Raw genomic sequence first — 26,041 nt, 5'->3', positions numbered from 1 at the left:
CGTCACCCTGCGTCCACGATCGCGCGCAGCTGGTCGACACTCAGCCAGCGATCGTTGCTGTCCGAGCGGTAGCTGCGGCCCTCCGGGAAAGGGACCGCGTCGCGCGGCGGGGTGTAGCCCCATCCGCTCAGGTGAGGCTGCACGACGAAGCGGTCCCCCATCACCAGGGTTCGGCGCGCGTCGTCCTCGGCGATCATCTCCTCGTGGAGCTTCTCACCCGGGCGGATGCCGATCTCGTCGGTCGGCGCGCCGGGCGCCACCGCCTCGGCGAGATCGGTGATCCGCATGGACGGAATCCGCGGCACGTAGAGCTCGCCGCCGGTCATCAGGTCGAACGAGGACAGTACGAAGTCGACGGCCTGCGGAAGGGTGATCCAGAAGCGGGTCATGCGGCGGTCCGTGACCGGCAGCGGCCGCCCCGCCGCGGCGAGCTCGCGCCACTTCGGCACGATGCTCCCCCGCGACCCCGAGACGTTCCCGTATCGCACGACGGAGAACCGGGTGGGGTGGTTCGCCGCGTAGTGGTTGCTCGCGATGAACATGCGATCGGCGGCGAGCTTGGTCGCCCCGTAGAGGTTGATCGGGCTGGAAGCCTTGTCGGTGGACAGAGCCACGACCCGCCGGACGCCGGAGTCGATCGATGCCTCGATGACGTTCTGGGATCCGCGGACGTTCGTCTCCACGAACTCGAAAGGGTTGTACTCGGCGGTGTCGACCTGCTTGAGCGCGGCGGCGTGGATCACGTAGTCCACACCGTGCATGGCACGCCTCAGGCGGCCGACGTCGCGGATGTCACCGAGGAACCAGCGCAGTCGCGGGTCGTGTCCGAACTGCTCGCGCATCTCGAACTGCTTGAGCTCGTCGCGGCTGAGGATCACGAGCCGCGCGATCGCATGGTTCGCCAGGAGCTCTCGGGTGAGCGCCTTGCCCAGCGAACCGGTCCCGCCGGTGATCAGAACCGAACTGCCGTCGAGCACCGAGCTCATGCCTGCGCCGCCTCCTCGAGACGGCGTAGACGCTCCTCGTAGTGGCTGGCGAGCTCGACGCGCAAGCGCGCGCGCTCGTGCTCCAGAGCGGCGGTCGTGGTTGCCTTCTCGGCGCCTGCGTCGAGGGGCGCGTTCGCAAGCCGCTCGACGCGGTACTCCAGCGCCGCCAGCTGAGGGGCGAGGCGATCGAACTCCGACCGGAGGAAGTCGTAGTCGGCCTGCAGTCCACCCAGTCGCGCCTCGTAGTCGGCCCGGATCCGCGCCGACTCCTCGTCGTACGCAGCAATGCGGGAGTCGATCCGCCGGCTGACCGCCGCGTCGAACCGGCGCCGTAGTGGTGTGAGCATTCGTGATCCTCGATCCGGGTCAGCGATGGTACATGATGCGGCCGTTGTCGATCCATGCCCGGACGAGATCGGACTCGTTCCGGATCCGGTGTTCGGCTCCGACGGCCGACGGCTCGCCGTAGGCATGGTTCCAGTCCTTCTGCGTCGGCTCGTCGACGAACGAGAACCCGGTGGCGTGGAGCTGGGCCTCGGGAAACAGGTGCGACGCCATCCACAGCATGGTCGTCCCGGTCGTCGCCCACAGCCCTGCGCCCCGAGCATCCAGCCCGATGGTGTCGTTGAGCGGGAGGATGACCTCGCGGTTCGGGACGGTGATGAATCCCAGGTCGGTGGGCCAAAATGCCGGGATGCTCTCATTCTCCCAGCGCAGCCGACCCGGTTCGATGAGCAGATACAGGCGGCCGGTATATCCCGCGAAGAACCAGGGCGTCGCCCGCACACCCCGATTGAAGACGACGACATCCGTCCGAGTGCCGACGCAGGGGCCGCTCTCAGAGGTGTCGACCCGGAAGCCGTTGACCCGGAAGATCAGGTCCGACCCGTCGATGACCATCGCCCGCTCAGCGGAACGGGACAGCGGCTGGTTGCCGACCACGGCGACACGGGTGACGGGCAGGGACGCGGCGTAGGACTCGACGAGAGGCCGGATGCGGTCGTAGTAGGTGCGGGCGTCGACGTCGTTGTCGGTGTCGGTTTCGCCAGGTTGCGCGAGGGGCTGGTTCATTCTGTCCCCACCCTAGTTGACCGGGGTGGGGTCCTCGGCGCGGGTGAGGAGGGCCACAGCCTCGACGTGATGTGAATTGGGGAAGACGTCCAGTGCGTCGATGCCCGCCATCGCGTATCCCCCGGCGCGGAACGTCGCGATGTCGCGGGCGAGGGCCACCGGGTCGCACGCGACGTAGACGATCGTGGCCGGCGACAGGGTCGTGATGTGCTCCACGACCTCGCGACCCGCACCTGAGCGGGGCGGGTCGAGCAGCACCACACCGCGCGCCAGCCGTTCCTTCTCGGCGGCGGATGCCTCGGCCGCCAGCCGCGCCAGCCACCGGTCGACCCGCCCGGTCTCGGCGCGCGCGCCCACCCACTCGGCGAGGTTCTCACCGGCATGCTCGGTCGCACGGGAGTCGGACTCGACGCTCGTGACACGGGTGGAGGGACCGCCGAGCTCCCCCAGCGTCGCGGCGAAGAGGCCGACGCCGCCGTAGAGGTCCAGGTGCCAGGCGTCCGGATCGACGGCGGGCGCGTCGCCCGCCCGGGCCCGCAGCGCCGCCGCGACGGTGGTCGTGAGCGTGTGCGCCGCCAGCCGGTGCACCTGCCAGAACCCGCCGGCGTCCACGCGGAACCCGCGCCCGCCGACGCGCTCGACGATCACCTCGGGGGCCGGCGGCTTGGCCTGGGGCCGCCCCGGACGTCGCCCGGGCCGCCCCCGGCCACCGCGAGGACCGGTGGGCCGCACCGCATCGGGGCGCGGCAGCACGCGCACGCGGCCGTCCGCCGGCTGCACCAGGTCGATGCGCCCCGGCTCGCCGCCGTGGAGAGCCATGGCCGCGCGCTCGACCTCGGCGGTGGCCAGCGGCAGGTCTTCGAGCGGGATCACCCGGTGGCTGCGCGCGGCGTACTGGCCGACGTTGCCGTCGGCGTCGACGTGCAGGCTCACGCGGGTGCGCCATCCGGTGCCGTCGACGGTCTCGGCGTCGGCCTCGTCGCCGTCGACCTCCTCGCCGTCGACCGGAGCGGACGCGCCGCTCATCGTCGCGGCGGGATCGGCGATGCCGCCGAAGCGGTGCAGCGCGTCCAGGAGCACCTCGAGCTTCAGCCGGCGCTGGTGCTCCAGCGAGATGTGCCCGAAGTCGGCGCCGCCGGGGCGCTGCTCGGGCGGCACGTCGACATCGGCCTGCCGCCAGACGTGCAGCTGCCGGTGCGGCGACGCGTCGAGGACCTCGAGCGTCTCGGCCCGCCAGAACGACTTCTTCGCGGTGTCGGTGAGCCGCACGCGCACACGCTCCCCCGGGATCGTGTCGGGCACGAACACCACCCGCCCCTCATGGCGGGCGACGAAGACGCCGCCGTGGGCGACGCCCGTGATGTCGAGGTCGAGGATGTCGCCGGTTCCGCTCACCCGTCGAGCCTACGTCCCCCGGCCGTTGCGTACGGTGGACGCATGCGCGTCTGCCTCGCCTCGACCAGCCCCGCCCGGCTCATGCTGCTGCAGCAGTTCGGCATCCGCCCGCTGACCCTCGCGCCCGCCGTCGACGAGGAGGCGGTGATCGCCGCGGTGGAGAGCGCGGAGCGGCGCACGCTGGCGCCCGACGAGCACGTGCTGCTGCTCGCGCGCCGCAAGGCCGCCGACGTCGCCGCCCGGCTGCGCGACGACATCCCCGACTTCGACGGCATCGTGATCGGCGGCGACTCGATGTTCGAGATCGGCGGCGAGGTGCTCGGCAAGCCCTACACCCCCGAGAACGCCGTCGCCCGCTGGCGGTCGATGCGCGGACGCACCGGCGTGCTGCACTCGGGACACGCCGTCGTCCGCGTCGCGCCGGACGAGCAGCCGCGGGAGGTGCACGCGACGGCCGAGGCATCCGTCTCGTTCGCCGAGGATGTGACGGATGCCGAGATCGACGCGTACGTCGCCACCGGCGAGCCGCTCCACGTGGCGGGCGCGTTCACGGTGGACAGCCTCGGGGGCGCGTTCATCTCCCGCGTCGAGGGCGACCCGTCTACCGTCGTCGGGATGTCGCTGTCGACCCTCCGCGACCTCGTCCGCGCGCTCGGCGTGGACTGGACGGCGCTGTGGAACACGACCGACCCGTCGCTCGACGAGACGTCCGCGCACTAGCTCGGCGCGCGTCGCGGAGCCGTCGGCGTTGTAGTAGGAATCCCACGTTTCTGGTCGGTTCTTGTACGAACCGGTCAAAAGCCCTCGGGGTGCCGTCGGTAGGCTGGCACTCATGCCTCAGATCGCCAAGGTTCTCGTTGCCAACCGCGGCGAGATCGCCGTCCGCGTCATCCGCGCCGCCCGCGACGCCGGGAAGTCCTCGGTCGCCGTGTACGCCGACCAGGACCGCGACGCGATGCACGCGCGCCTCGCCGACGAGGCCTACGCGCTCGACGGCTCCACGAGCGCCGAGACCTACCTCTCGATCGACAAGATCCTCTCGGTCGCCCGCCGGTCGGGCGCCGACGCCGTGCACCCCGGGTACGGCTTCCTGGCCGAGAACGCCGACTTCGCGCGGGCCGTCATCGCGTCGGGGCTCGTCTGGATCGGCCCGTCCCCGGAGGCCATCGAGGCGCTCGGCGACAAGGTGACCGCCCGCGCGGTCGCCGAGAAGGTGGGCGCGCCCCTCGCGCCCGGCACCCCCGGCCCCGTGTCGGGCGCCGACGAGGTGGTCGCCTTCGCACAGTCGGTCGGTCTGCCCATCGCCATCAAGGCGGCCTACGGCGGCGGCGGCCGCGGCCTCAAGGTCGCCCGCACCCTCGACGAGGTCCCCGAGCTCTTCGAATCCGCCACGCGCGAGGCGATCACCGCCTTCGGACGCGGCGAGTGCTTCGTCGAGAAGTACCTCGACAAGCCGCGTCACGTCGAGACGCAGTGCCTCGCGGATGCCGCGGGCAACGTCGTCGTCGTCTCGACGCGCGACTGCTCGCTGCAGCGCCGTCACCAGAAGCTCGTCGAAGAGGCACCGGCGCCCTTCCTGACCGAGGCGCAGAACAAGACGCTGTACGAGGCGTCGAAGGCCATCCTCAAGGAGGTCGGGTACGTCGGCGCGGGCACGTGCGAGTTCCTCATCGGCGCCGACGGCACGATCTCCTTCCTCGAGGTGAACACCCGCCTGCAGGTGGAGCACCCCGTCTCCGAGGAGATCACCGGCATCGACCTGGTGCGCGAGCAGTTCCGCCTGGCCGAGGGCGAAGAGCTCGGCTACGACGACCCGGTCGCCGACGGCCACTCGATCGAGTTCCGCATCAACGGCGAGGACCCCGGCCGCGGCTTCCTCCCCCAGCCCGGGCCGATCCACGTGTTCAAGACGTTCGGCGGTCCCGGCATCCGCCTCGACTCCGGCGTCACCGCCGGCGACAGCGTCTCGGGGGCCTTCGACTCGCTGCTGGCGAAGATCATCGTCACCGGCCGCGACCGCGCCGAGGCGCTGGAGCGCTCACGCCGTGCCCTCGACGAGTTCGAGGTCTCGGGCCTGCCCACCGTGCTCCCGTTCCACCGGGCCGTCGTGCGCGACCCCGCCTTCACCGCGGAGGACGGCCGCTTCGGCGTCTTCACGAGATGGATCGAGACGGAGTTCGTGAACGACATCCCGCCGTGGGACGGCGAGCTCAGCGAGCCGACCGCCGCCGAGGCGCGCCACACGGTCGTCGTCGAGGTCGCGGGCAAGCGTCTCGAGGTGAGCCTGCCCGACCGCGTCGTGACCCCCGTCGGCGTCGCGGGGCGCCCCGCCGCCGTGCCGCCGTCGCGCCGCTCGCACTCCCCCTCGGTCGTGGCCGGCGCGTCGGGCGACGCCGTGAAGTCGCCGATGCAGGCCACCGTCGTGAAGGTCGCCGTCGAGGACGGGCAGCAGGTCGTCAAGGGCGATCTGGTCGTGGTCCTCGAGGCGATGAAGATGGAGCAGCCGATCCAGGCGCACAAGGACGGCGTCATCGGCGCGATCGACGCCGATCCGGGCACGACCGTGTCGGCCGGCCACCAGCTCCTCACCATCAGCTGACGCGCGCCGGATGCCGCGGGTCGCGGCATCCGTCATCCTCGCCCGATCCGGAATCCGGACTTCCGCGCTGTCTCCGGACCGACACGCCGCGGGCTCGCCGGAAAGCGGCAGGTTCTCCGAATTCGGGTCCGCGGAAAGGTGAGGTCGGCCCCTGGGGAACGCGGTGCTCGGGGTCAGCCGCCGTAGAGGTTGTGGTCGACGACGTGCATCGCGCGTGCGGCATCCGTGATGCTGCCCGACAGCGACGGGTAGACCGCGAACACGCGCGAGACCTGGTCGACGGTGAGACGGCGCTCGACGGCGATCGCGATGGGGTAGATGAGCTCCGACGCGCGGGGGGCGACGATGACGCCGCCGATGACGGTCCCGCTGCCCTCGCGCGCGATGAGCTTCACGAAGCCGTCCTTGACGCCCATCATCTTCGCGCGCGGGTTGGCGGCCAGCGGGAGCTTGTGCACCACGCCGTTGATGTGCCCGTCGACGATGTCGTTCTCCTGCCAGCCGATCGTGGCGATCTCGGGCGCGGTGAAGATGTTCGAGGTGATGCGCCGGCGCTCGAGCGGGATCACGACGTCGCCCAGCGCATGGAAGACGGCGGTGCGGCCCTGCATCGAGGCGACCGACGCGAGCGGGACGAAGGTGGTGCAGTCGCCCGCGGCGTAGATGTTGGGGACCGACGTGCGCGCGACGCGGTTCACCTGGATGTGTCCGGACTCGGTCATCTGGACGCCTGCCTCCTCGAGGCCGATGCCCTTCGTGTTCGGCACCGACCCGACCGCCATGAGACAGTGGCTGCCCTCGACCGTCGCGCCGTCCGACAGGGTCACCACGACGCCGTCGCCGGTGTTCTCGACCTTGTCGGCCCGGGACTTCTGCAGGAGCTTCATGCCGCCGCGCTTGAACACGCGCTCGAGCACCGCCGCGGCGTCCTTGTCCTCGCCCGGGAGCACCTGGTCGCGGCTCGAGACCAGGGTGACCTTCGCCCCGAGGTTCATGTAGGCGCCGGCGAACTCGGCGCCTGTGACGCCGGAGCCGACGACGATGAGATGCTCGGGGATCGCCGCCATGTTGTAGAGCTGCGTCCAGGTCAGGATGCGCTCCCCGTCGGGCATCGCAGACGGCAGAACCCGGGGCGAGGAGCCCGTGGAGACCACGAGGGTGTCGGCCTCGATGCGGTCGAAGTCGGTGCCGCCGGGGCCGGTCGACACGACCACCGCGTCGTCCCCCTCGAGGCGGCCGTGACCGGAGATGATCCGCACGCCCGCTTCGGCGAGCGTCGCCCGCATGTCGTCGGACTGCTGCCGGGCGAGGGTGAGCAGGCGCTTGTTGACGGCGGCGAGGTTGATCGCGATCTCGGGCTTGAGCGGCTTGCCGTCCTTCCCCTTGGCGAACACCTGCACCCCGAGGTCGCCCGCGCCGGCGATCGCCACGGCGGCGTCGGCGGTGGCGATGAGCGACTTGGACGGCACGACGTCGGTGATGACCGCGGAGCCGCCGATGCCGGCCCGTTCGACCACCGTCACCTCGGCTCCGAGCTGGGCGGCGGCCAGCGCCGCTTCGTATCCGCCGGGTCCGCCGCCGATGATGGCGACGCTCTGCGTGCGCTCGAAGCTGATCGACATGGGTTCCATTCTCTCCTGCCCGCGGGGGCGGGCACGACATCGGCCGCGACACTCCCGGCGGGGCGCCGAAACAGGATCGTTGGCTCTGATGCCCGCCGGTTCCTAGAGTGGTCCCATGTCAGACACCACCGGCAACCCCCTCGACGATCCCGCCGTCGACCCGTTCGAGGTCGCGGCGGCCGCCGCCGAGGACATCGCCCGCGTCACCGGGGTCGAGCGCCACGACATCGCGCTGACCCTCGGCAGCGGCTGGGGCAAGGCCGCCGAGCTCCTCGGCGAGACGACCGCGACGTTCCCCGCCACCGAGATCACCGGCTTCAGCGCGCCGGCCCTCGCCGGGCACGTCGGCACGCTTCGCAGCATCGTCACCCCCCGAGGCCGCCGGGTGCTCGTCATCGGCGCGCGAACCCACTACTACGAGGGCCACGGCGTGCGCCGGGTCGTCCACAGCGTGCGCACGGCCGCCGCGACCGGCGCCCGCACGATGGTGCTCACCAACGGCGCCGGCGGCATCAAGCACACCTGGACGCCCGGCCGCCCGGTGCTCATCAGCGACCACATCAACTTCACCGGCGCCACGCCGCTCGAGGGCGCCACCTTCATCGACCTCACCGACCTGTACTCGATGCGACTGCGCGACCTCGCGCGCAGGGTCGATCCGACGCTGGACGAGGGCGTGTACTGCCAGTTCCGCGGTCCGCAGTACGAGACGCCGGCCGAGGTGCAGATGGTCAAGGCCGTCGGCGGGCACATCGTCGGCATGTCGACCGCCCTCGAAGCGGTCGCCGCCCGCGAAGCGGGCATGGAGATCCTCGGCTTCTCGCTCATCACGAACATGGCCGCCGGCATCCAGAAGACCCCGCTCAGCCATCAGGAGGTGCTCGACGCCGGCCGCGAGGCCGAGCCGGTCATCTCGTCGCTGCTGGCCCGTGTGATCGGTTCGCTGTGAGCGGCGAGGAGGTGCCCGCGGCGAGCCCCGACGTCCAGGAGCCGGCGCCCGACGCGGTGTCCGCCGGCGCGGACGACGCCACGGCGATCCTGGCGCGGGCGCACGCCTGGCTGGCGCAGGATCCCGACGGCGAGACGCGCGCGGAGCTGCGCGCGCTGATCGACGCGGCCGAAGCGGGCGACGCCGGGGCGGCAGACGACCTCGAGGACCGGTTCGCGACACGGCTCGCCTTCGGGACCGCGGGCCTGCGCGGCGCCCTCGGAGCCGGGAGCAACCGCATGAACCGCGTCCTGGTGGCGCAGGCCGCGGCAGGCCTCGCCGCCTACGTGCGCGAGCGGGCCGGGATGCCGCCGCTCGGCGCGGATCACGGCGGCGAGAGCGATCGGCCGGCGGCGGTTGCCCCGGAGGGGGCGCCGGCCGAGCCCGAGGCGTCGCCGGATGCCGCACCGGACAGCGCGTCGGATGCCGCACCGGACAGCGCGTCGGATGCCGCACCGGACGGCGCGCTCATCGAGGCGCCGTCTCACGACGCGCTCGAGGCGGAGGGCCCGGAGGTCCCCGGCATCCTCGACGATGCGCCGATCGTGGTCATCGGCTACGACGGCCGCCGCAATTCCGACGTCTTCGCGCGCGACTCCGCCGAGATCTTCGCGGGCGCCGGGCTCCGCGCCATCGTGCTGCCGCGTCTGCTGCCGACCCCCGTGCTGGCCTTCGCCGTCCGCCGCTTCGGCGCGGCGGCCGGCGTGATGGTCACCGCGAGCCACAATCCGCCCGACGACAACGGGTACAAGGTGTACCTAGGCGGCGACGACGACGGCTCGCAGATCGTCTCCCCCGCCGACGCGGAGATCGCCGCGCACATCGAGCGCGTCGCGGAGGCCGGCGACATCTCGACGCTCCCCCGTTCGCTCGGGTTCGAGCTGGCGACCGAGGCGGTGGTCGACGACTACGTCGCCGCGACCGCCGCCGTCGCCCCGGCGACGCACGGGGCCGAGGGACTCACCTGGGTGTACACGGCCATGCACGGCGTCGGCTGGGAGACCTTCGCGCGCATCCTCGAGACCGCGGGCTACCCGCCGCCGGTGCCGGTGACGGCGCAGCTCGAGCCCGACGGCGCCTTCCCGACGGTGGCCTTCCCCAATCCGGAGGAGCCCGGCGCGATGGACCTCGCCTTCGAGCTCGCGCGCGAGTCGGGCGCCGAGCTGGTCATCGCCAACGACCCCGACGCCGACCGGCTCGCAGTCGCCCTGCCCGACGACGCAGCGGAGGGCGGCTGGCGGCGGCTCACCGGCAACGAGATCGGCCTGCTGCTGGGCTGGCGCGCAGCGCGCCTCGCGACCGCCGACGGGAGGCCGGCCGGCGCGTCGCTCGCGTGCTCGCTGGTGTCCTCGCCCGGTCTGCAGGCGGTCGCCGAGCACTACGGCCTGGACTTCCACGCGACGCTGACCGGGTTCAAGTGGATCTCGCGCGCGCCGGGCATGGTGTTCGGGTTCGAGGAGGCCCTGGGCTATCTCGTCAACCCCGAGACCGTCCGCGACAAGGACGGCATCTCGGCGGCCGTGGCGATCCTCGGGATGGTGTCGGAGGCCCGCGAGCGCGGCGCGTCCCTCGCCGACCTGCTGCGGGAGTTCGACGAGCAGTTCGGGTCGTTCGCGAGCGACCAGATCTCGGTGCGCGTCGACGATCTGTCCCAGATCGGCCGGATCATGGGTGCGCTGCGGGAGCGGCATCCGGAATCCGTGGGAGATGTCGCGGTCGACCGCGTCGACGACCTGCTCGGCGGGTTCGGCGACCTGCCGCCCGGCGACGTGCTGCGCCTCTGGCTCTCGGACGGGTCGCGCGTGATCGTGCGGCCGAGCGGCACCGAGCCCAAGCTCAAGCTGTACCTCGACGTGCGCGGTGACGACCGCGAGGACGCGTCTGCGCGGATCCGTGCGCTCGCCGACGGCGCGCGCACGCTCCTGAACACCTACGGAGGCTGACCCTCACGGGTGTCCGGCGTGTGTCCGGGCCCGGTGCTAGAGTCGCGTCCGCGGTAGACCGCGAGCCCTCCCCTGCCTGGACGGTTCGCGCCTGCGCGCGGGCGAGCGACGGGAGCGACGATGGGCAGCGGGAGCGACGACGAGCGGACGGATGCCGCTACCCAGACCCCCGATCCCCCGCGGTGGCTGCGCAACGTCATCCTCTTCCTGAGCGGGCAGACCGTCAGCCTCTTCGGGTCGATGCTCGTGCAGTACGCCGTCTTCTGGTACCTCACGATCACCTATCAGTCCGGCCTGGTGATGGCCCTCGCGGCCCTGTTCGGCTTCCTGCCGCAGGCCGTGGTGTCGATCTTCGGCGGTGTCTGGGCGGACCGCCACAACCGCAAGTACCTCATCATGGGCGCCGATGCGGCGATCGCCCTGTCGACGCTGACCCTCGCACTCATCATGATGACCGGCTACGACGCGGTGTGGCTGATCTTCGCCACCATGGCCATCCGGTCCGCCGGGGCGGGCATCCAGATGCCGGCGGTGTCGGCGCTCATCCCTCAGATCGCACCGACGCGCAACCTGATCCGGGTCAACGGCATCAACGGCTCGATCCAGTCCGCGATGGCGCTGCTGGCGCCGGCTGCCGCCGGGGCGCTGTACGCGTGGGCGTCGGCGGCGTCCGACGGTGCCGCCGCGTCGCTCATCCCGATCTTCTTCATCGACGTCGCGACCGCGGTCATCGGCGTCGGCATCCTCGCGTTCATCCCGGTGGGAACCGTGCGACGCGCCGCCGACGCCCACACCGGCTACTTCGCCGACCTGGTCGACGGCGTCCGCTACATCGTGCACCACGCGTTCGTGCGCTGGCTCCTGGTGCTGTTCGCCATCATCTTCCTGCTCACCGTCGCGCCGTCGAACCTCACGCCGCTCATGCTGGTGCGGTCGTTCCCCGCCGGCGAGTCGCAGGACGTCGTGAACCTGGCCGTCCTCGAGATCGCCTTCAGCATCGGCATGATGCTCGGCGGCATCCTGGTCGCGTCGTTCTTCGCCAAGCGCAGCCGGATCGGCATGATCGTGGCGTCGTCGCTGGTGTTCGGCGTGCTGTCGATCGGACTCGGCCTGTCGCCGAACGTCTGGGTGTTCTTCGGCTTCATGTTCCTCGTCGGCCTCGCGGTGCCCTTCTTCTCGACGCCGTCGATGACGCTGCTGCAGGAGACGGTGGAGCCCGAGCGCCAGGGCCGCGTGTTCGGCTTCGTCGGCATCGTGATGGCGGTCGCGATGCCGATCGGCATGGTCGTGTTCGGCCCACTCGCCGACCTCGTGCCCATCGAGGCGCTCCTCATCGCCGCCGGGGTGCTCACGTTCGTCGTCGTCGGCCTCTCGGTGTGGCTGCCGGCCGGCCGGCGGGCGATCGCCGCCGCACGCCGGGCGTCGCAGGTGGCCGAGCACGACCCGGGCACCGCTGCGGCGGTGGTCGAGGCCGAGATGCACGCGAAGGAGTCCTGAGCATCGGATGCCGCGACGCGGCGTATACGCCGGGCCCGCACGGGGATTCGGGCCGATCCAGCCCTAGGCTCGGGGAATGCTCCTCACCCAGCCCCTCACACTCGAGAACGCCCACGTCCGGCTGGAGCCGCTGTCGCCGGAGCATGCAGCCGACCTGAGTGCGGCCGCCGTCGGGCTGGAGCACGCCTGGTACACCTCGGTGCCGCGTCCCGGCGAGGTCGACGCCGACATCGCACAGCGGCTCGCGTGGCGCGACGAGGGGCACATGAATCCGTGGGCGGTCCGCCGCCTGGACACCGGCCGCGTCGTGGGGACCACGACCTTCTGCAACATCGACCAGCCGAACCGGCACGTCGAGATCGGCCACACCTGGATCGGGCTCGAGGCGCAGCGCACGGCCGTGAACACCGCGTCGAAGCTGCTCCTCCTCGCGCACGCCTTCGAGGCGTGCGACGCCATCGCGGTCGAGTTCCGGACGCACTGGCACAATCGGCAGTCGCGCGCCGCGATCGCCCGGCTCGGCGCGAAGCAGGACGGCGTGCTGCGCAACCACCGCCTCGGCCCCGACGGCACGCTGCGCGACACCGTGGTGTTCTCGATCCTCCCCGGCGAGTGGCCGGCCGTGCGCCTCGACCTCACGGAGCGTCTCGCCCGCGGCTGACCCGGGGAGCTCGGCGCGGCCCGGCCGCGGCATCCGTCGTTCTGGATCCGTGTCGTCCCGCCCTGGCTGCGTCCGGCCCCCCATCGGGGTTTGGGGCGCACCGGTTTCGTTCGGGGCGCACCGCGCGCGCCCCGAACGTGCGTCCAGCGCCCCAAACGCACGAAGCAGGGCCATGCCGGATGCCGGGAGTCCCGAGGGCGGAAGGAACGGGGAGAGCGGATGCCGCGAACGCGCGGCGGCCTCCTCCACAGGCTGAAGTTGTCCACACTTTCCGGGCCCGGGCGCCGCACCCACGGCGGTGCGACGGAGACTCGCCGACATGGCCGCCCTCACACTGCTCAGGCGCGAGGAACTCCTCGGCGCGATGACGCCCCGCCGGCTCACGAAGGCGGTCACCGCCGGCGAGCTCACGCGGCTGAGAGTCGGGGTCTACGTGGACACGGTGGCGTGGGATGCCGCGAAGCCCGAAGCTCGCGTCCTTGCGCGCGCTCGTGCCCTGGCGCTGGTCTCGCCGACGGCACCCGTGATCTCTCACGAGACGGCCGCCGCGGTGCATGGCCTGCCGCTGTATCGCGCGGATCGGAACCGGGTGCACGTCATCGCGCCGCACGCGCGACCGGGTGCTGCGGGTGGCGTGATCCGTCACCGCGGCGAACTCCGGGACGATGACATGGTCGAAATCGACGGACTCCAGGTCACATCGCTCGCTCGCACCGTCTCAGACGTCGCCCGAACCGCCTCGTTCGAGCAGTCGGTCGCCATCGCCGACGCCGCGCTGCGCCGGCAGTTCGTCACCGCTCCGGGTGAATACGACTTCGCCGGAGCGGAGCGGTTCCGGCGGGAGGTGCTCGTGATCGCGAGCCGATCAGCTCATGGTCGCACGCGCGCTCGTCGCGCCCTCGAGTTCGCCGACGGGCGCGCACAGCTGCCCGGCGAGAGCATCAGCCGAATCCGGCTCCGCGAGATCGGCTTCCGTTCCCTGGAGCTGCAGGTCGCGGTGCCGGGGCGGGGCATGCATCCGTACTACGTCGATTTCGGCCTCGACGAGGCCGACGCCTTCGGGGAGTTCGACGGAGCGATCAAGTACGTCGACGGGAACATCCTCGACGGCCGCACGTCGTCGCAGGTCTTCGACGAGGAGAAGCAGCGCGAGGACTGGATCCGCGGGACCACCCAGCGCCGCTACGCCCGCTGGGGGTGGCCGCACCTCGCGACGGCGACGGACTTGCGGATGCGACTCGAGGCCTTCAGCATCCGGCCGCCCCGCTGACGTCCTCCGCGGGTTCGCCGCGAACCGCGCGGGTTCGGGGCCACGCCGCCGGGTTTGGGGCGCGCCGCGTGCGTTCGGGGCGCACGGCGCGCGCCCCGAACGGTCGCCGTGCGCCCCAAATCCGTGGGCAATCCCGGGAGGGGACGGACGCCGGGTTTGGGGCGCGCCGCGTGCGTTCGGTGCGCACCGCGCGCGCCCCGAACGGTTGCCACGCGCCCCGAACCGAGGCGAGCGGCACCCTGTGCGCTCGAGATGACGTCGGCGTGCAGCAGTTGCGGCCACGCCGCGGGTTTGGGGCGCGCCGCGCGCAATCGGGGCGCACCGCGCGCGCCCCGAACGGTCACCGCACGCCCCGAACGGTCGCCGTGCGCCCCAAACCGATGGGCAATCCCGAGAGAGGGGACGGACGCCGGCAGCCCCGAAGGAGACGGATGCCGCGGCTCAGCCATCTATCACGGCGACGAGCTCGTCGAGGAAGGCGTTGAAGTCAGTGCCTCGGCGGACGATCCGCTGCACACTGTCGCGCTCGCTGAAGACCTCGACGAACTGCTCGAAGATGGTCTGGAAGGCCTCGCGGTCGGTCTCGGAGAACGCCACCAGCGCCACCACCTGCACGCGCCCGTCGCCCCACGGGATCGACGGGTCGGCGATCCCGATGGCGATCGCGGTGCGGGATGCCGTCATCTCGAGCGCGTGCGGCACCGCTAGCGCGTCGGTGAACGCCGTGGACGACAGGCGCTCGCGCTCGATGGTGCGCTCGACGTACTCGTCGTCGATGACGCCCTGTCCGACCAGCAGCGCCCCCAGCGCCCGGATCACGCCCTCGTCCCCTGAGGCCGCGACGCCGTCGAGCCCGCGCAGGTAGGCCGAAGGCTCGAAGTACCGCTCGAGCTCGGCGCGCAGGCGCGCGAGGCGCCGGGACCTGCGGATGCGTCCCGCCGCCGTGTGCACGCGCTCCACGTCGGCGTCGGTGAGGAACGGCTGGATACGGACGATGCGGTCGCTCGTCGTGGGCGGGTCGATGGTCGTCAGCACGAGGTCGGTGTCGATCGAGCCCCAGTCGGGGTCGACGCGCGTCTCGACGCCGACGACCTCGACGGCCCGCCCGAGCGAGCGATCGACGCTCGAGCGCAGCAGCTCGTGCAGGTCGTAGTAGCCCGGGCAGACGATCGTCGCCGTCAGCAGCTGGTCGGCGCGGCGGCTCCGCTCGAGACGCCCGCCGACGTGCATCGCGATGTAGGCGATCTCGTCATCGGGCAGCGGGATGCCCAGCCGCTGCTGCAGGCGGCTGGCGATGAAGACCGCGACCTCGAAGATCATCGGGTAGGTCGACTTGAGCGAGCGCGTGAGCGGGTTGCGCGACCACGCCTGCTCGCGGGCGCGGTGCAGCAGGTTCTGCACGTGCAGCGCCAGTCGGGCGACGAAGTCGTCGTGGACGATGTCGACGAGGAACTCGTCGGCCGCCGCCGTCACGACCTCCCGCACGACCTCCTCCACCTCCGCGTCGAGCGAGGCCGGCCGGGATCCGGATGCCTCGCCCGCCGCACCGTCGGGGGCGACGACGCGCGTCAGCACGAGCGTCGCGAGGTGCTGCAGGTCGGCCGTGCCCAGCCGCACCCCCAGATGCTGCGCGGACAGCTCGGCGATGATCTCGGCGACCTGCCGCTGCGTCGGCCGGTCGCCCGCGGCATCCGCGCCCGCCGCGTCCAGCGGCCGGTCCCGGGCCGTCCGGTCCGCGGCGATCGCGATGTGCATCACCACGTCGCCGATCCCGAACTCGTTGACGAACCAGCCGAGCTCGCCGAGCCGCGCGACGAGGTCGGACTTGAACGGCCCGAACGCCTGCGCCCCCACCGACCCCTCGCCGAGCGTCCGCCGCAGGGCGGCGATGTCGAACGACCCGGCATCCATCTCGTCGTGCGCGAGCCGGCTGAGCAGCCGTCGCTGGGCGCTCTCGGTGCCGCGCAGGCGCGCCTGCGACGCGGAGCGCTCGAGAGTCAGCTCGGTGCCGCCCAGCAGTCCCCGGACCCGCGCGAGGTCGGCGTCCAGCGTCGCCGTCGACACGTGCAGCGCGTCGGCGGTCTCGAACACGTCGATGCCGTCGGGTGCGTCCAGCAGCGCGCGCACGAGCGTGTGGAGCCGATCGCGCGGCGTCCCGGCATCACCGCCGGCGCGCAGCGCGGCCGCCGCGTCCGATCCCGCCCGGTATCCCTGCGGGCCCGATTCGACGGCGACGCCCGGGGCCACCCGCGCATTGGCCGCGGTGACGTACGAGCGGATGCTGCGCGGCGTGACGCCGAGGGCGTCGGCGAGCGCGGACGCGGTCATCCAGTCCCCGTCGCGCAGGAGGAGCCCCAGCACGCGATCTTGCCGGGCCCGGGTCACACGCCCAGTCAATCACGCGCCGGGACGCCCCGGCCGGTCCGCGTTTCCGCCCCCGCGGAAGAAGGACTGGTTGTCCCCTCTCAGCGTTCTCACAAGAATGGCTCCAGAGGAGGCGGATCGATGAGGATCCTGGTGGTCTGCGGAGCGGGTGCCTCGAGCACCTTCGTCGCCCAGCGCGTGCGCCACGCAGCCCAAGCCCGGGGGCTCGACTATTCCGCCTTCGCCGGCACCGAGCGGTCGCTCCCGATCGACCTCGACGCCGCCGACATGGTCCTCGTGGGACCGCATCTGGCTCATGCGCTCGAGCGCATCGAACGGGATGCCGCCGCGCGGGGCACGACGGTGGTGCTGCTGCCGCCCGACATCTTCGGAGACCGGGACGGCACACGGACACTCGAGCTGGTCCGCGCCGCAGCCGGAGCCGACGAGGGTCCACGGCCGGCGACGGACGCGGCCCCCGCAGCCGGCACCGCCTCACCCGAAGACTGAACGACGCCGGACTCCGACAGAGAGGTCACGACATGCCCCCCATCTCCCGCACCGTCCGCATCGGATCGGCGCACGGGCTGCACGCCCGCCCCGCGAAGCTCTTCGCACAGGCGGCGAAGGATGCCGGCATCCCGATCACCATCGCGAAGGACTCCGGCGCGCCCGTCAACGCGGCGAGCATCCTGGGCGTGATCGCCCTGGGCGTGGAGCAGGGCGACTACGTCACCCTCACCGCCGACGGCGACGGCGCCGAGCCCACGCTCGACCGGCTCGCGGAACTGCTGACCACCGACCACGACGCGGAGGCGTGAACATGACCGAGCTTCGGGGTGTGGGAATCGGCCTGGGCGTGGCCCAGGGTCCCGTCGCGCGCATGGCCGAGCCGCTGCCGGCGCCGTCCGACGCGCCGAGCACGCTGACCCACGACGAGGAGAAGGCGCGGGTGGCGGATGCCGTCGCCGCTGTCGCCCGCGAGCTCGAGGCTCGCGGCGCGCAGGCGGGCGGCGCCGCGCAGGAGGTGCTCGAGGCGCAGGCGATGATGGCCGAGGACCCCAGCCTCGCCGACGAGGTGAACGCCCGCATCGCGCAGGGCAAGACCGGCGAGTTCGCCGTATTCGACGCCTTCGCGTCGTTCCGCGACCAGCTGACGGCCCTCGGCGGCTACCTCGGCGAGCGCGCCGCCGACCTCGATGACGTCGCCCAGCGGGTCATCGCGAGGCTGCGCGGCGTGGCGGCGCCGGGCGTGCCCGACCCGGGGCATCCCTTCGTGCTCGTCGCCAAGGACCTGGCGCCCGCCGACACCGCCCTGCTCGACCTCGACAAGGTGCTGGCGCTCGTGACCACCGAGGGCGGGCCCACCTCGCACACCGCGATCCTCGCGCGCGAGAAGTCGATCGTCGCCGTGGTCGGCGCGGTGGACGCGAAGGGACTGCGCGAGGGCGAGACGGTGATCGTGGATGCCGCCGCCGGCGTGGTGACGACCGAGCCGACCGCCGACGAGCTCGACCGGGCGCATCGTCGTGCCGCCGATCGCGCGGCCGCGGCATCCGCGCCGATCACCGACGGCGCGCTCGCGGACGGCACCCCGGTGCCGCTGCTGGCCAACCTCGGCAATGCCGACGGGGCACCGGACGCCGTCGCGCTCGGCGCGGAGGGCGTGGGGCTGTTCCGCACCGAGTTCCTGTTCCTCAGCGCCAGCCAGGCACCCACCGTCGAGCAGCAGCGCGAGGCGTACACGAGGCTGCTCGCGGCGTTCCCCGGCAAGAAGGTCGTCGTGCGCGTGCTCGACGCCGGCGCCGACAAGCCGCTGCCCTTCCTCAACGACGCGCACGAGGAGAACCCCGCGCTCGGCCTGCGGGGCCTCCGCGCGCTGCGTGCCAGTGAGGACATCCTGCGCGAGCAGCTCACCGCGCTGGCAGAGGCGGATGCCGCCACCGACGCCGACCTGTGGGTCATGGCGCCGATGGTGTCCACCGTCGAGGAGACCGCCTACTTCGTCGACGTCGCCCGTGACTACGGCATCAAGACCGCCGGCGTCATGGTGGAGGTGCCGTCCTCGGCCCTGCTCGCCGACCGCATCCTCGCCGAGGCCGACTTCGCCTCGATCGGCACCAACGACCTCACCCAGTACACGCTCGCCGCCGACCGGCTCCTCGGATCGGTCGCCTCGTTCCAGGATCCGTGGCACCCGGCGGTGCTGCGGCTCGTGGGCGAGGTCGGCGAAGCCGGCCGCGCCACGGGCAAGCCGGTCGGCATCTGCGGCGAGGCGGCAGCGGACCCGCTGCTGGCCGTCGTGCTCGTGGGCCTCGGCGCCACGAGCCTGTCCATGGCCCCCACCGCTCTCGCCGACGTGCGGGCCACCCTGCTGCAGTACACCCTCGACCAGGCGCGCGAGATCGCCTCGGCCGCCGTCGCCGCGTCGGACGCGGCATCCGCCCGAGCCGCCGCCCAGGCGGCCGTCACCCGAGAGCCCGCCGCCTGAGCGGCCGCGGAGAGAAGGAGAAAGTCATGACAACGGCGTCTGCGCCCACATCGGGCGCCAGCAAGGCGCGAGTCGGAGTCCAGCGCTTCGGCACGTACCTGTCCGGCATGATCATGCCGAACATCCCCGCGCTCATCGCGTGGGGCATCTTCACCGCGTTCTTCATCGGAGTCGGCTGGACGCCCAACGCCGACCTCGCGACGATCGTCGGTCCGTTCATCCACTACCTGCTGCCGATCCTGATCGCCTATACGGGCGGAAGCATCGTGTACGGCATCCGAGGCGGCGTCGTGGCATCCATCGCCACGATGGGCGCGATCGCCGGCTCCGACCTGCTCATCGCCCAGTTCAACGCGACGCTCCCCGAGGGCGAGGCGCAGCTGGGTCAGGTGCACATGTTCATCGGCGCGATGATCCTCGCCCCCCTGTCGGCCTACACGATGAAGTGGCTCGACAGCCTGTGGGAGGGCAAGATCAAGGCCGGCTTCGAGATGCTCGTGAACATGTTCTCGGCAGGCATCTGGGGCTTCGTGATGGCCATCGTCGGGTTCTACCCGGTCGCGTGGCTCGTCAACGGCATCATGGGCGTGCTGTCGCGCGCGGTGGAGTGGCTCGTCGACTTCAACCTGCTGCCGCTGACCAGCATCATCATCGAGCCGGCGAAGGTGTTCTTCCTGAACAACGCCATCAACCACGGCGTGCTGACGCCGCTCGGCATCTCGCAGGCCGCCGAGGAGGGCTCGTCGATCCTGTTCCTCCTCGAGGCCAACCCCGGCCCCGGTGTCGGCCTGCTGCTGGCGTTCACCTTCTTCGGCCTGGGCGCCGCGCGCGCCTCGGCCCCCGGTGCCGCGGTGATCCAGTTCTTCGGCGGCATCCACGAGGTGTACTTCCCGTACGCGCTGATGAAGCCGATCCTGATCGTCGCGCTCATCGCCGGCGGCATGACGGGCGTCACCACGAACATGCTCCTGGGCGGCGCGCTGCGCGCGCCGGCCGCGCCGGGCAGCATCATCGCGGTGCTCGCGCAGACGGCCACGGGCGCGTATCTCGCGGTGATCCTGTCGGTGATCCTCTCGGCCGCGGTGACCTTCGTCATCGCCGCGCTGATCCTGCGCGCCTCGCGCAAGCGCGACCTCGCGGCCATGGCGGCGACCGACGACGCGTTCGGCGCCGCGATCACGCAGACCGAGGCGGCCAAGGGCAAGTCCTCGTCGCACCTGACCGGCCTCCGCGGCGGAGCGGCGACCGAGGCGGGCGGCGGCGTGGAGCCCCCCACCATGACGGAGCGCCAGATCCGCAACATCGTGTTCGCGTGCGACGCGGGCATGGGCTCCTCGGCGATGGGCGCGAGCGTCCTGCGCAACAAGATCAAGAAGGCGGGCATCGAGGACGTCACGGTCGTCAACAAGGCGATCGCCAACCTCGACCCGTCGGCCGACCTGGTCATCACGCAGAACCAGCTCACCGACCGGGCGCGCCACCGCACGCCCGACGCGGTGCACGTCTCGGTCGACAACTTCATGAATTCGCCGCGCTACGACGAGGTCGTCGATCTCGTCCGTGCCCAGCACGAGGGCAAGGCGTAACAAGGCGGCGATGGGGCCGGGCAGGCGAATGCCCCCGGTCCCATCGCCCTTCTCCCGAGCGGCCCGTAAGGTCGAGGACACGGCCGGCCGCGGCATCCGTCCCCCACAGCCACAGACGATCAACCAGAAAGGCGATGACATGGCACGCGAGGTCCTGAGCATCGGTCAGGTGCGCATCCACTCCGGCAGCGCGACGCGAGACGACGCGATGCGGGAGGCCGCCGACATCCTGCAGAGCGCGGGAGCCGTCACCGGCGCCTACTACGACGCCATGCTGCAGCGCGAGCAGACGGTCTCGACCTACATGGGCAACGAGCTGGCCATTCCGCACGGCACCAACGAGACCAAGAACGAGATCCTGGAGTCGGCCCTCTCGGTGGTGCGGTACGACGGCGGCGTCGACTGGGACGGCAACCCGGTCAGCTTCGTGATCGGCATCGCAGGCAAGGGCGACGAGCACCTGGAGATCCTGTCGCAGATCGCGATCCTGTTCTCGGACGAGGACGAGGTCGAGAAGCTCAAGGCCGCCCAGACGCCGGAGGAGCTCTTCGCCCTCGTGTCGGCGGCGGGCGTCTGATGAAGGCGGTCCACTTCGGGGCCGGGAACATCGGCCGGGGATTCGTCGGCCTGCTCCTGCACCAGGGCGGCTACCGGCTGGTGTTCTCCGACGTCGCGGCGTCGCTCGTGGACGCCATCAACGCCACCGACCGCTACACCGTCCACGAGGTGGGCGAGGGCGGCCGCGACACCGTCGTCACCGGCTTCCGCGCGATCAACAGCGCCGAGCACCCCGACGAGGTCGTCGAGGAGATCGCCACGGCCAACGTCGTCACCACGGCCGTCGGGCCGACGATCCTCAAGTTCGTCGCCCCGCACATCGTCGCCGGACTCGCGCTGCGCAACCCGTCGAGCCCGCCGCTGCAGATCATGGCGTGCGAGAACGCGATCAATGCGACCGACCTGCTGCGCGACGAGATGGTGGCCCTCGCGGCCGATGCGTGGGACGGCCTGGCCTCCCGCGCCGTGTTCGCCAACACCGCCGTGGACCGCATCGTCCCCGCCCAGCCCGACGGCGGCGGCGTCGACGTGACCGTCGAGCCGTTCTTCGAATGGGCGATCGAGCGGCTTCCCTTCGGGGACGACCCGCCGAGCATCCCGGGCGCGCACTTCGTCGACGACCTGACTCCCTACATCGAGCGAAAGCTCTTCACCGTCAACACCGGGCACGCCGCGACCGCCTACTTCGGGGCGCAGGCGGGGATCGAGGGGATCGCCGACGCCCTCGCCGACGAGGCCATCGCCGCACGCGTCTCGGCCGCGCTGGAGGAGACCTCGGCGCTCCTGGAGGCCAAGCACGGGCTCGGCGCGCCGTCGCTCGCCGACTACCGGGCGACGATCCTGCAGCGGTTCCGCAACCACGCACTCCCCGACACGGTATGGCGGGTCGGCCGCCAGCCGCTGCGCAAGCTGTCGCGCCATGAGCGCTTCACAGGTCCCGCGGCCGAAGCCGCCGAGCGCGGGCTCGGCGTCGACGCCCTCCTCGCGGCGATGGGCGCGGCACTCGCGTTCGACGACGCCGAGGACGCGCAGTCGGTCGACCTGCAGCGGATGCTGCGCGAGCAGGATGCCGGAGAGTTCACCGCCGCGGTCACCGGCCTGGAGCCCGGGCATCCGCTCTTCCCCCGCGTGGCGGCCGTCGTCGCGGCGCGGCAGGCGGAGCTGGCGGAGCAGCCGGAGTCATCGGAGTAGGCGGTGGCGCGGAATAGGCTCGTGCCGTGACCGCACGCGACGCCGACCCCGCGCACGCCGCCTCGCACGCGTCCGCGACGCGGCCGCGACGCCGCGGACTGCGGGTGCTGTGGTGGATCCTGGGCTCGCTCGCCGCCGTCATCCTCCTCGGCGTCGTCGCGATCCTGGTCTGGAGCCAGGTCGGTGTGATGGCGGCCGAGGAAGGGCCGGTCGCGGCCGTGCGGGCGAACTCCGCGATCGCGGTCACCGATACGGACGCGGGCATCGTCCTCGCGCCGGCGGACGGCAGCGCGGACGTGGGACTCGTCTATGTGCCGGGCGCGAAGGTCGAGCCGTGGGCGTACGCCGACAAGCTGTCGGGCCTCGTCGCCGAGGACGGCATCACCGTCGTCATCACCAAGCCGTGGCTGAACCTCGCCTTCTTCGACCTGCGCCCGCTCGGAGCGTTCACCGAGCTCGCCCCGGACGTCGACACGTGGCTCGTCGGCGGGCACTCCCTGGGCGGCGTCCGCGCGTGCCAGCTGGCGACGGATGCCGACGGCCTCGCGCTCTTCGCCTCGTACTGCGCGACCGACCTGGCGGCATCGGGGCTCCCCGTGATCAGCGTCGCGGGCAGTGAGGACGGTCTCTCGACGCCCGGCGAGATCGCCGACGGGCGACACCTCCTGCCCGAGGACGCGGAGATGCACGAGATCGAGGGGGCGAGCCACTCGTCGTTCGGCGACTACGGCCCGCAGGCCGGCGACGGCACGCCCACGATCTCGGACGACGACATGCGGAGGCAGCTCACCGAGCTGGTCGGCGCCTTCGCCCTCACCGCCGTCGCCGACCGGTGACCGTCGCGCTCCGACCCACGATGAGTGCGCCTCAGCCCGGGGGTGCCGAGCACGGGTGGCGTCAGGCGCCGAAGCCCTCGGCGATGAGCTCGATGAGCTCCTCGCGCTCCTCCACCGGGAGGAACGCGGCCGCGGCGGCGTTGAGCTGGAACGCCTCGAGGTCGTCGAGGCCGTACTCGAACGTCTCGGCCAGCAGGGCGAGCTCGCGCGTCAGGGACGTGCGGCTCATCGTGCGGTTGTCGACGTTCACCGTCACCGAGAAGCCGAGCTGGTACAGCAGATCGAAGGGGTGATCCTCCATCGTGCTGCCCCAGCGCTCGATCGCGCCGGTCTGCAGGTTCGACGACGGCGACAGCTCGAGCGGGATCTCGCGGTCGCGCACCCAGCGCGCCAGATCGCCGAACTGCACGAGCACCTCTTCGCCCGCCCGAGAGACGACCTCGAGGTCCTCGGCGATGCGCACGCCGTGGCCGAGTCGCAGCGCGCGGCCGTCGATCAGCGCCGAGCGGATGGAGTCGAGCCCCGCGGCCTCTCCGGCGTGCACGGTCGCCGGGAAGAACTCCGACGCGAGGTAGTCGAAGGCATCGCGGTGATTCGAGGCGGGGAATCCGTCCTCCGGCCCGGCGATGTCGAAGCCGACCGCGCCGCGGCCGCGCCAGTCCACCGCGAGCCGCGCGATCTCCAGCGAGCGGTCGGTGTGGCGCATCGCCGTGATGAGCTGTCCGACGCGGATGTCGCGTCCGCGACGCTCGGCGGCATCCTCGCCCTCCTCGATGCCCTCCTGCACGGCGGCGACGACCTCGTCGAGCGACAGGCCGCGGCCGAGGTGCTGCTCGGGAGCCCAGCGCACCTCGCCGTAGATGACGCCGTCGGCGGCGAGGTCCTCGACGAACTCCCGCGCGACGCGCGTGAGCCCCTCGCGGGTCTGCATGACCGCCGTCGTCAGGTCGAACGTCTTGAGGTACTCGACGAGCGAGCCCGAGTCGCTCTTCTCGGCGAACCAGTCCGCGAGGTCGTCCGGGTCGGTCTCGGGAACCTCCAGCCCGATCGCGTCGGCGAGCTCGATGATCGTCGCCGGGCGCACGCCGCCGTCGAGGTGGTCGTGCAGCGACACCTTCGGCAGGCCGCGGACCGACAGTCCGTCGAGGATGGCGTCGCCGTGCTGATCGATGGGCATGGAGTTCTCCTCGGTTGCGATCGCGAGTGGGGGTGTGATGACGGATGCCGCTGCCCGGCGCCGCGTCGTGTCGTGGCACGCGCGACTGAACAGTCTAGGCAGTGATGCGTTCGAGGACGAGGGGCGACGAGGCGGGGGCATCCGTCCCGATCTCCCACGCGCCCTCCAGTGCGTCCAGGGCGCGCTCGAACCGCGAGTCATCCTGCCCGAGGAGGGTGAACAGCGGCTGTCCGGCGGCGATCTCGTCGCCCGGCTTGACGTGGAGGTCGATGCCCGCGGCGTGCAGCACCGGGTCCTGGGCCCGCGCCCGCCCCGCGCCGAGGCGCCAGGCGGCGATCCCGAACGGGAGCGCCTCCAGGCGGGTGACGAACCCGCTCCGGGGCGCCGACACCGTGTGGGTGTCGTTCGGCGCGGGGAGGGCGGCATCCGGATCCCCGCCCTGCGCGGCGATCATCGCGCGCCATGTGTCCATCGCACGGCCGTCGCGCAGCGCGGCCTCGACATCGGCGTCCGGCTGTCCCGCGAGCGCGAGCATCTCGCGCGCGAGCGCCACCGTCAGCTCGACCACGTCAGCGGGTCCGCCGCCGGCGAGCACCTCGACCGATTCGCGGACCTCGTTGGCGTTTCCGATCGCGAGGCCGAGGGGCGTGTTCATGTCGGTGAGGAGCGCCGTCGTCGCGACGCCCGAGTCGGTGCCGAGCTCGACCATCGTCCGCGCCAGCTCGCGCGCACGGTCGACGTCGCGCATGAACGCCCCGGAGCCGAACTTCACGTCCAGCACGAGCGAGTCGGTGCCCTCGGCGATCTTCTTCGACATGATGCTCGAGGCGATGAGCGGGATCGCCTCGACCGTGCCGGTGACGTCGCGCAGCGCGTAGAGCTTCTTGTCGGCCGGTGCGAGGCCCGACCCGGCGGCGCAGATGACCGGGCCGACGTCGCGCAGCTGCGCGAACATCTCGTCGTTCGAGAGCGCCGCGCGCCAGCCCGGGATCGACTCGAGCTTGTCGAGGGTGCCGCCGGTGTGGCCGAGGCCGCGGCCGGACAGCTGCGGCACGGCGACGCCGAACGACGCGACGAGGGGCGCCAGCGGCAGCGTGATCTTGTCGCCCACGCCCCCGGTCGAGTGCTTGTCGACCGTGGGCTTGCCGAGGCCGGCGAAGCTCATACGCTCCCCCGACGCGATCATCGCATCGGTCATGACGCGGATCTCGTCGCGCGTCATGCCGTTCAGGAGCACCGCCATGGCGAACGCCGCCATCTGCGAGTCCGCGACATAGCCGCGCGTGTACGCGTCGACCATCCAGCGCAGCGCGGCCTCGGGGACCGCTCCCCCGTCGCGCTTGGCGCGGATGACGTCGACGGCGTCGAAGGGCTCCACCGCGGCATCCGTGCTCTGCTCGCTCATCGCCCCGCCTCCTCGAGGTCCCGCGGCCCGAAGGCGTCGGGCAGCACCTCGTCGATGGTGCGGATGCCCGAGACGGTCTCGAGCAGCATGCCGGGGATCGCGAACTCGAAGAGCAGCTGCCGGCAGCGACCGCACGGCATGATCGTGTCGCCGTGACCGTTGACGCACACGAAGGCGACGAGACCGCCGCCGCCCGAGTTCTGCAGCTCGCTCACCAGGCCGCACTCGGCGCACAGGCCGACGCCGTACGACGCGTTCTCGACGTTGCAGCCGGTCACGATGCGCCCGTCGGTCACGAGCGCCGCCGCGCCGACCTTGTAGCGCGAGTACGGCGCGTACGCGCGCTCCATCGCATCGGTCGCCGCGGCCCGCAGCTCGTCCCAGTCGATATCGGTCACGGA

23 protein-coding genes are annotated in these 26,041 nt (G+C 72.0%); 14 read left to right on the top strand and 9 right to left on the bottom strand.

What is annotated here, in order from left to right; all coding sequences use genetic code 11:
- Positions 1-2: 2 nt before the first annotated feature.
- The 4 genes from pseB to ACWGUG_RS15650 are packed head-to-tail and all read right to left on the bottom strand — an operon-like array spanning position 3 to position 3,452.
- Positions 3-986 (bottom strand): UDP-N-acetylglucosamine 4,6-dehydratase (inverting), encoded by a 984-nt coding sequence (gene pseB / locus ACWGUG_RS15665; protein ID WP_452325226.1) that lies wholly within the window; start codon positions 984-986, stop codon positions 3-5.
- The gene (locus tag ACWGUG_RS15660; protein WP_452325225.1) at positions 983-1,333 is read right to left on the bottom strand and encodes a hypothetical protein; all 351 of its coding nucleotides are present in this window, start codon (positions 1,331-1,333) and stop codon (positions 983-985) included. The genes pseB and ACWGUG_RS15660 overlap by 4 nt, the downstream gene beginning before the upstream one ends.
- Before the next feature lie 19 nt (positions 1,334-1,352).
- The gene (locus ACWGUG_RS15655; RefSeq protein WP_452325224.1) at positions 1,353-2,057 is read right to left on the bottom strand and encodes a hypothetical protein; all 705 of its coding nucleotides are present in this window, start codon (positions 2,055-2,057) and stop codon (positions 1,353-1,355) included.
- 12 nt (positions 2,058-2,069) lie between these two features.
- Positions 2,070-3,452: a class I SAM-dependent RNA methyltransferase gene (locus tag ACWGUG_RS15650; protein WP_452325223.1), complete on the bottom strand. Its 1,383-nt coding sequence runs from the start codon at positions 3,450-3,452 to the stop codon at positions 2,070-2,072.
- 42 nt (positions 3,453-3,494) lie between these two features.
- Here ACWGUG_RS15650 and ACWGUG_RS15645 point away from each other — a divergent pair, with 42 nt between their 5' ends.
- On the top strand, positions 3,495-4,172 hold the full coding sequence (locus tag ACWGUG_RS15645) for a Maf family protein (RefSeq protein WP_336398424.1): 678 nt from the start codon (positions 3,495-3,497) through the stop codon (positions 4,170-4,172).
- 112 nt (positions 4,173-4,284) lie between these two features.
- A complete protein-coding gene (locus ACWGUG_RS15640; protein ID WP_336398423.1) occupies positions 4,285-6,051 on the top strand; it encodes an acetyl/propionyl/methylcrotonyl-CoA carboxylase subunit alpha in 1,767 nt (588 codons plus the stop codon).
- A gap of 173 nt (positions 6,052-6,224) precedes the next feature.
- On the opposite strand, the gene ACWGUG_RS15635 is transcribed toward ACWGUG_RS15640, so the two are convergent.
- Complete coding sequence (locus ACWGUG_RS15635) at positions 6,225-7,673, bottom strand: NAD(P)H-quinone dehydrogenase (RefSeq protein WP_452325222.1); 1,449 nt, start codon at positions 7,671-7,673, stop codon at positions 6,225-6,227.
- 115 nt (positions 7,674-7,788) lie between these two features.
- Between ACWGUG_RS15635 and ACWGUG_RS15630 the strand changes: the two genes are divergently transcribed.
- The 5 genes from ACWGUG_RS15630 to ACWGUG_RS15610 all read left to right on the top strand — a co-directional run bounded on the left by ACWGUG_RS15630 (position 7,789) and on the right by ACWGUG_RS15610 (position 14,032).
- Positions 7,789-8,622, top strand: a complete 834-nt coding sequence (locus ACWGUG_RS15630; RefSeq protein WP_378882428.1) for a purine-nucleoside phosphorylase — start codon at positions 7,789-7,791, stop codon at positions 8,620-8,622.
- A gap of 56 nt (positions 8,623-8,678) precedes the next feature.
- The gene (locus ACWGUG_RS15625; protein WP_452325267.1) at positions 8,679-10,604 is read left to right on the top strand and encodes a phospho-sugar mutase; all 1,926 of its coding nucleotides are present in this window, start codon (positions 8,679-8,681) and stop codon (positions 10,602-10,604) included.
- Positions 10,605-10,724: 120 nt separating this feature from the next.
- Positions 10,725-12,101 (top strand): MFS transporter, encoded by a 1,377-nt coding sequence (locus ACWGUG_RS15620; protein ID WP_336398420.1) that lies wholly within the window; start codon positions 10,725-10,727, stop codon positions 12,099-12,101.
- Positions 12,102-12,177: 76 nt separating this feature from the next.
- Positions 12,178-12,762, top strand: coding sequence for a GNAT family N-acetyltransferase (locus ACWGUG_RS15615; RefSeq protein WP_336398419.1), 585 nt, complete (start codon positions 12,178-12,180; stop codon positions 12,760-12,762).
- Positions 12,763-13,081: 319 nt separating this feature from the next.
- Positions 13,082-14,032: a hypothetical protein gene (locus ACWGUG_RS15610; protein ID WP_452325221.1), complete on the top strand. Its 951-nt coding sequence runs from the start codon at positions 13,082-13,084 to the stop codon at positions 14,030-14,032.
- A 441-nt stretch (positions 14,033-14,473) separates the two neighbouring features.
- Here ACWGUG_RS15610 and ACWGUG_RS15605 read toward each other — a convergent pair whose 3' ends face one another.
- The gene (locus tag ACWGUG_RS15605) at positions 14,474-16,417 is read right to left on the bottom strand and encodes a BglG family transcription antiterminator (RefSeq protein ID WP_452325220.1); all 1,944 of its coding nucleotides are present in this window, start codon (positions 16,415-16,417) and stop codon (positions 14,474-14,476) included.
- Positions 16,418-16,537: 120 nt separating this feature from the next.
- Here ACWGUG_RS15605 and ACWGUG_RS15600 point away from each other — a divergent pair, with 120 nt between their 5' ends.
- From ACWGUG_RS15600 to ACWGUG_RS15570, 7 genes are all read left to right on the top strand, one after another.
- Complete coding sequence (locus tag ACWGUG_RS15600; RefSeq protein WP_336398417.1) at positions 16,538-16,906, top strand: PTS sugar transporter subunit IIB; 369 nt, start codon at positions 16,538-16,540, stop codon at positions 16,904-16,906.
- 32 nt (positions 16,907-16,938) lie between these two features.
- The gene (locus ACWGUG_RS15595; protein ID WP_336398416.1) at positions 16,939-17,217 is read left to right on the top strand and encodes an HPr family phosphocarrier protein; all 279 of its coding nucleotides are present in this window, start codon (positions 16,939-16,941) and stop codon (positions 17,215-17,217) included.
- A 2-nt stretch (positions 17,218-17,219) separates the two neighbouring features.
- Complete coding sequence (gene ptsP, locus ACWGUG_RS15590; protein WP_452325219.1) at positions 17,220-18,887, top strand: phosphoenolpyruvate--protein phosphotransferase; 1,668 nt, start codon at positions 17,220-17,222, stop codon at positions 18,885-18,887.
- Positions 18,888-18,913: 26 nt separating this feature from the next.
- Positions 18,914-20,473, top strand: coding sequence for a PTS mannitol transporter subunit IICB (locus ACWGUG_RS15585; protein WP_336398414.1), 1,560 nt, complete (start codon positions 18,914-18,916; stop codon positions 20,471-20,473).
- A 139-nt stretch (positions 20,474-20,612) separates the two neighbouring features.
- Positions 20,613-21,050: a PTS sugar transporter subunit IIA gene (locus tag ACWGUG_RS15580; RefSeq protein WP_336398413.1), complete on the top strand. Its 438-nt coding sequence runs from the start codon at positions 20,613-20,615 to the stop codon at positions 21,048-21,050.
- A complete protein-coding gene (locus ACWGUG_RS15575; RefSeq protein ID WP_452325218.1) occupies positions 21,050-22,222 on the top strand; it encodes a mannitol-1-phosphate 5-dehydrogenase in 1,173 nt (390 codons plus the stop codon). The genes ACWGUG_RS15580 and ACWGUG_RS15575 overlap by 1 nt, the downstream gene beginning before the upstream one ends.
- Before the next feature lie 26 nt (positions 22,223-22,248).
- A complete protein-coding gene (locus ACWGUG_RS15570) occupies positions 22,249-23,058 on the top strand; it encodes an alpha/beta hydrolase (protein ID WP_452325217.1) in 810 nt (269 codons plus the stop codon).
- 61 nt (positions 23,059-23,119) lie between these two features.
- Here the strand turns inward: ACWGUG_RS15570 and ACWGUG_RS15565 are convergent, their stop codons facing one another.
- From ACWGUG_RS15565 to ACWGUG_RS15555, 3 genes are all read right to left on the bottom strand, one after another.
- The gene (locus ACWGUG_RS15565) at positions 23,120-24,235 is read right to left on the bottom strand and encodes an adenosine deaminase (protein ID WP_452325216.1); all 1,116 of its coding nucleotides are present in this window, start codon (positions 24,233-24,235) and stop codon (positions 23,120-23,122) included.
- Between the two features lie 94 nt (positions 24,236-24,329).
- Positions 24,330-25,640 carry a thymidine phosphorylase gene (locus ACWGUG_RS15560; RefSeq protein WP_452325215.1) on the bottom strand — a complete coding sequence of 437 codons (1,311 nt, stop codon included), beginning with the start codon at positions 25,638-25,640 and terminating at the stop codon, positions 24,330-24,332.
- Positions 25,637-26,038, bottom strand: a complete 402-nt coding sequence (locus ACWGUG_RS15555; RefSeq protein WP_336398408.1) for a cytidine deaminase — start codon at positions 26,036-26,038, stop codon at positions 25,637-25,639. Before ACWGUG_RS15555 ends, ACWGUG_RS15560 begins: the two co-directional genes overlap by 4 nt.
- Positions 26,039-26,041: the final 3 nt, after the last annotated feature.

The sequence above is a fragment of the Microbacterium sp. NPDC055455 genome (assembly GCF_053619935.1).
Note: the sequence above shows the minus strand (reverse complement) of the source record. Positions and strands in the feature narration are given on the sequence as shown.

Excerpts from the sequence above, each read along its gene's own strand:
- pseB (WP_452325226.1), bottom strand. The coding sequence starts at position 986 with ATGAGCTCGGTGCTCGACGGCAGTTCGGTTCTGATCACCGGCGGGACC.
- ACWGUG_RS15660 (WP_452325225.1), bottom strand. The coding sequence starts at position 1,333 with ATGCTCACACCACTACGGCGCCGGTTCGACGCGGCGGTCAGCCGGCGG.
- ACWGUG_RS15655 (WP_452325224.1), bottom strand. The coding sequence starts at position 2,057 with ATGAACCAGCCCCTCGCGCAACCTGGCGAAACCGACACCGACAACGAC.
- ACWGUG_RS15645 (WP_336398424.1), top strand. The coding sequence starts at position 3,495 with ATGCGCGTCTGCCTCGCCTCGACCAGCCCCGCCCGGCTCATGCTGCTG.
- ACWGUG_RS15640 (WP_336398423.1), top strand. The coding sequence starts at position 4,285 with ATGCCTCAGATCGCCAAGGTTCTCGTTGCCAACCGCGGCGAGATCGCC.
- ACWGUG_RS15635 (WP_452325222.1), bottom strand. The coding sequence starts at position 7,673 with ATGTCGATCAGCTTCGAGCGCACGCAGAGCGTCGCCATCATCGGCGGC.
- ACWGUG_RS15630 (WP_378882428.1), top strand. The coding sequence starts at position 7,789 with ATGTCAGACACCACCGGCAACCCCCTCGACGATCCCGCCGTCGACCCG.
- ACWGUG_RS15620 (WP_336398420.1), top strand. The coding sequence starts at position 10,725 with ATGGGCAGCGGGAGCGACGACGAGCGGACGGATGCCGCTACCCAGACC.
- ACWGUG_RS15615 (WP_336398419.1), top strand. The coding sequence starts at position 12,178 with ATGCTCCTCACCCAGCCCCTCACACTCGAGAACGCCCACGTCCGGCTG.
- ACWGUG_RS15610 (WP_452325221.1), top strand. The coding sequence starts at position 13,082 with ATGGCCGCCCTCACACTGCTCAGGCGCGAGGAACTCCTCGGCGCGATG.
- ACWGUG_RS15600 (WP_336398417.1), top strand. The coding sequence starts at position 16,538 with ATGAGGATCCTGGTGGTCTGCGGAGCGGGTGCCTCGAGCACCTTCGTC.
- ACWGUG_RS15595 (WP_336398416.1), top strand. The coding sequence starts at position 16,939 with ATGCCCCCCATCTCCCGCACCGTCCGCATCGGATCGGCGCACGGGCTG.
- ptsP (WP_452325219.1), top strand. The coding sequence starts at position 17,220 with ATGACCGAGCTTCGGGGTGTGGGAATCGGCCTGGGCGTGGCCCAGGGT.
- ACWGUG_RS15585 (WP_336398414.1), top strand. The coding sequence starts at position 18,914 with ATGACAACGGCGTCTGCGCCCACATCGGGCGCCAGCAAGGCGCGAGTC.
- ACWGUG_RS15580 (WP_336398413.1), top strand. The coding sequence starts at position 20,613 with ATGGCACGCGAGGTCCTGAGCATCGGTCAGGTGCGCATCCACTCCGGC.
- ACWGUG_RS15575 (WP_452325218.1), top strand. The coding sequence starts at position 21,050 with ATGAAGGCGGTCCACTTCGGGGCCGGGAACATCGGCCGGGGATTCGTC.
- ACWGUG_RS15565 (WP_452325216.1), bottom strand. The coding sequence starts at position 24,235 with ATGCCCATCGATCAGCACGGCGACGCCATCCTCGACGGACTGTCGGTC.
- ACWGUG_RS15560 (WP_452325215.1), bottom strand. The coding sequence starts at position 25,640 with ATGAGCGAGCAGAGCACGGATGCCGCGGTGGAGCCCTTCGACGCCGTC.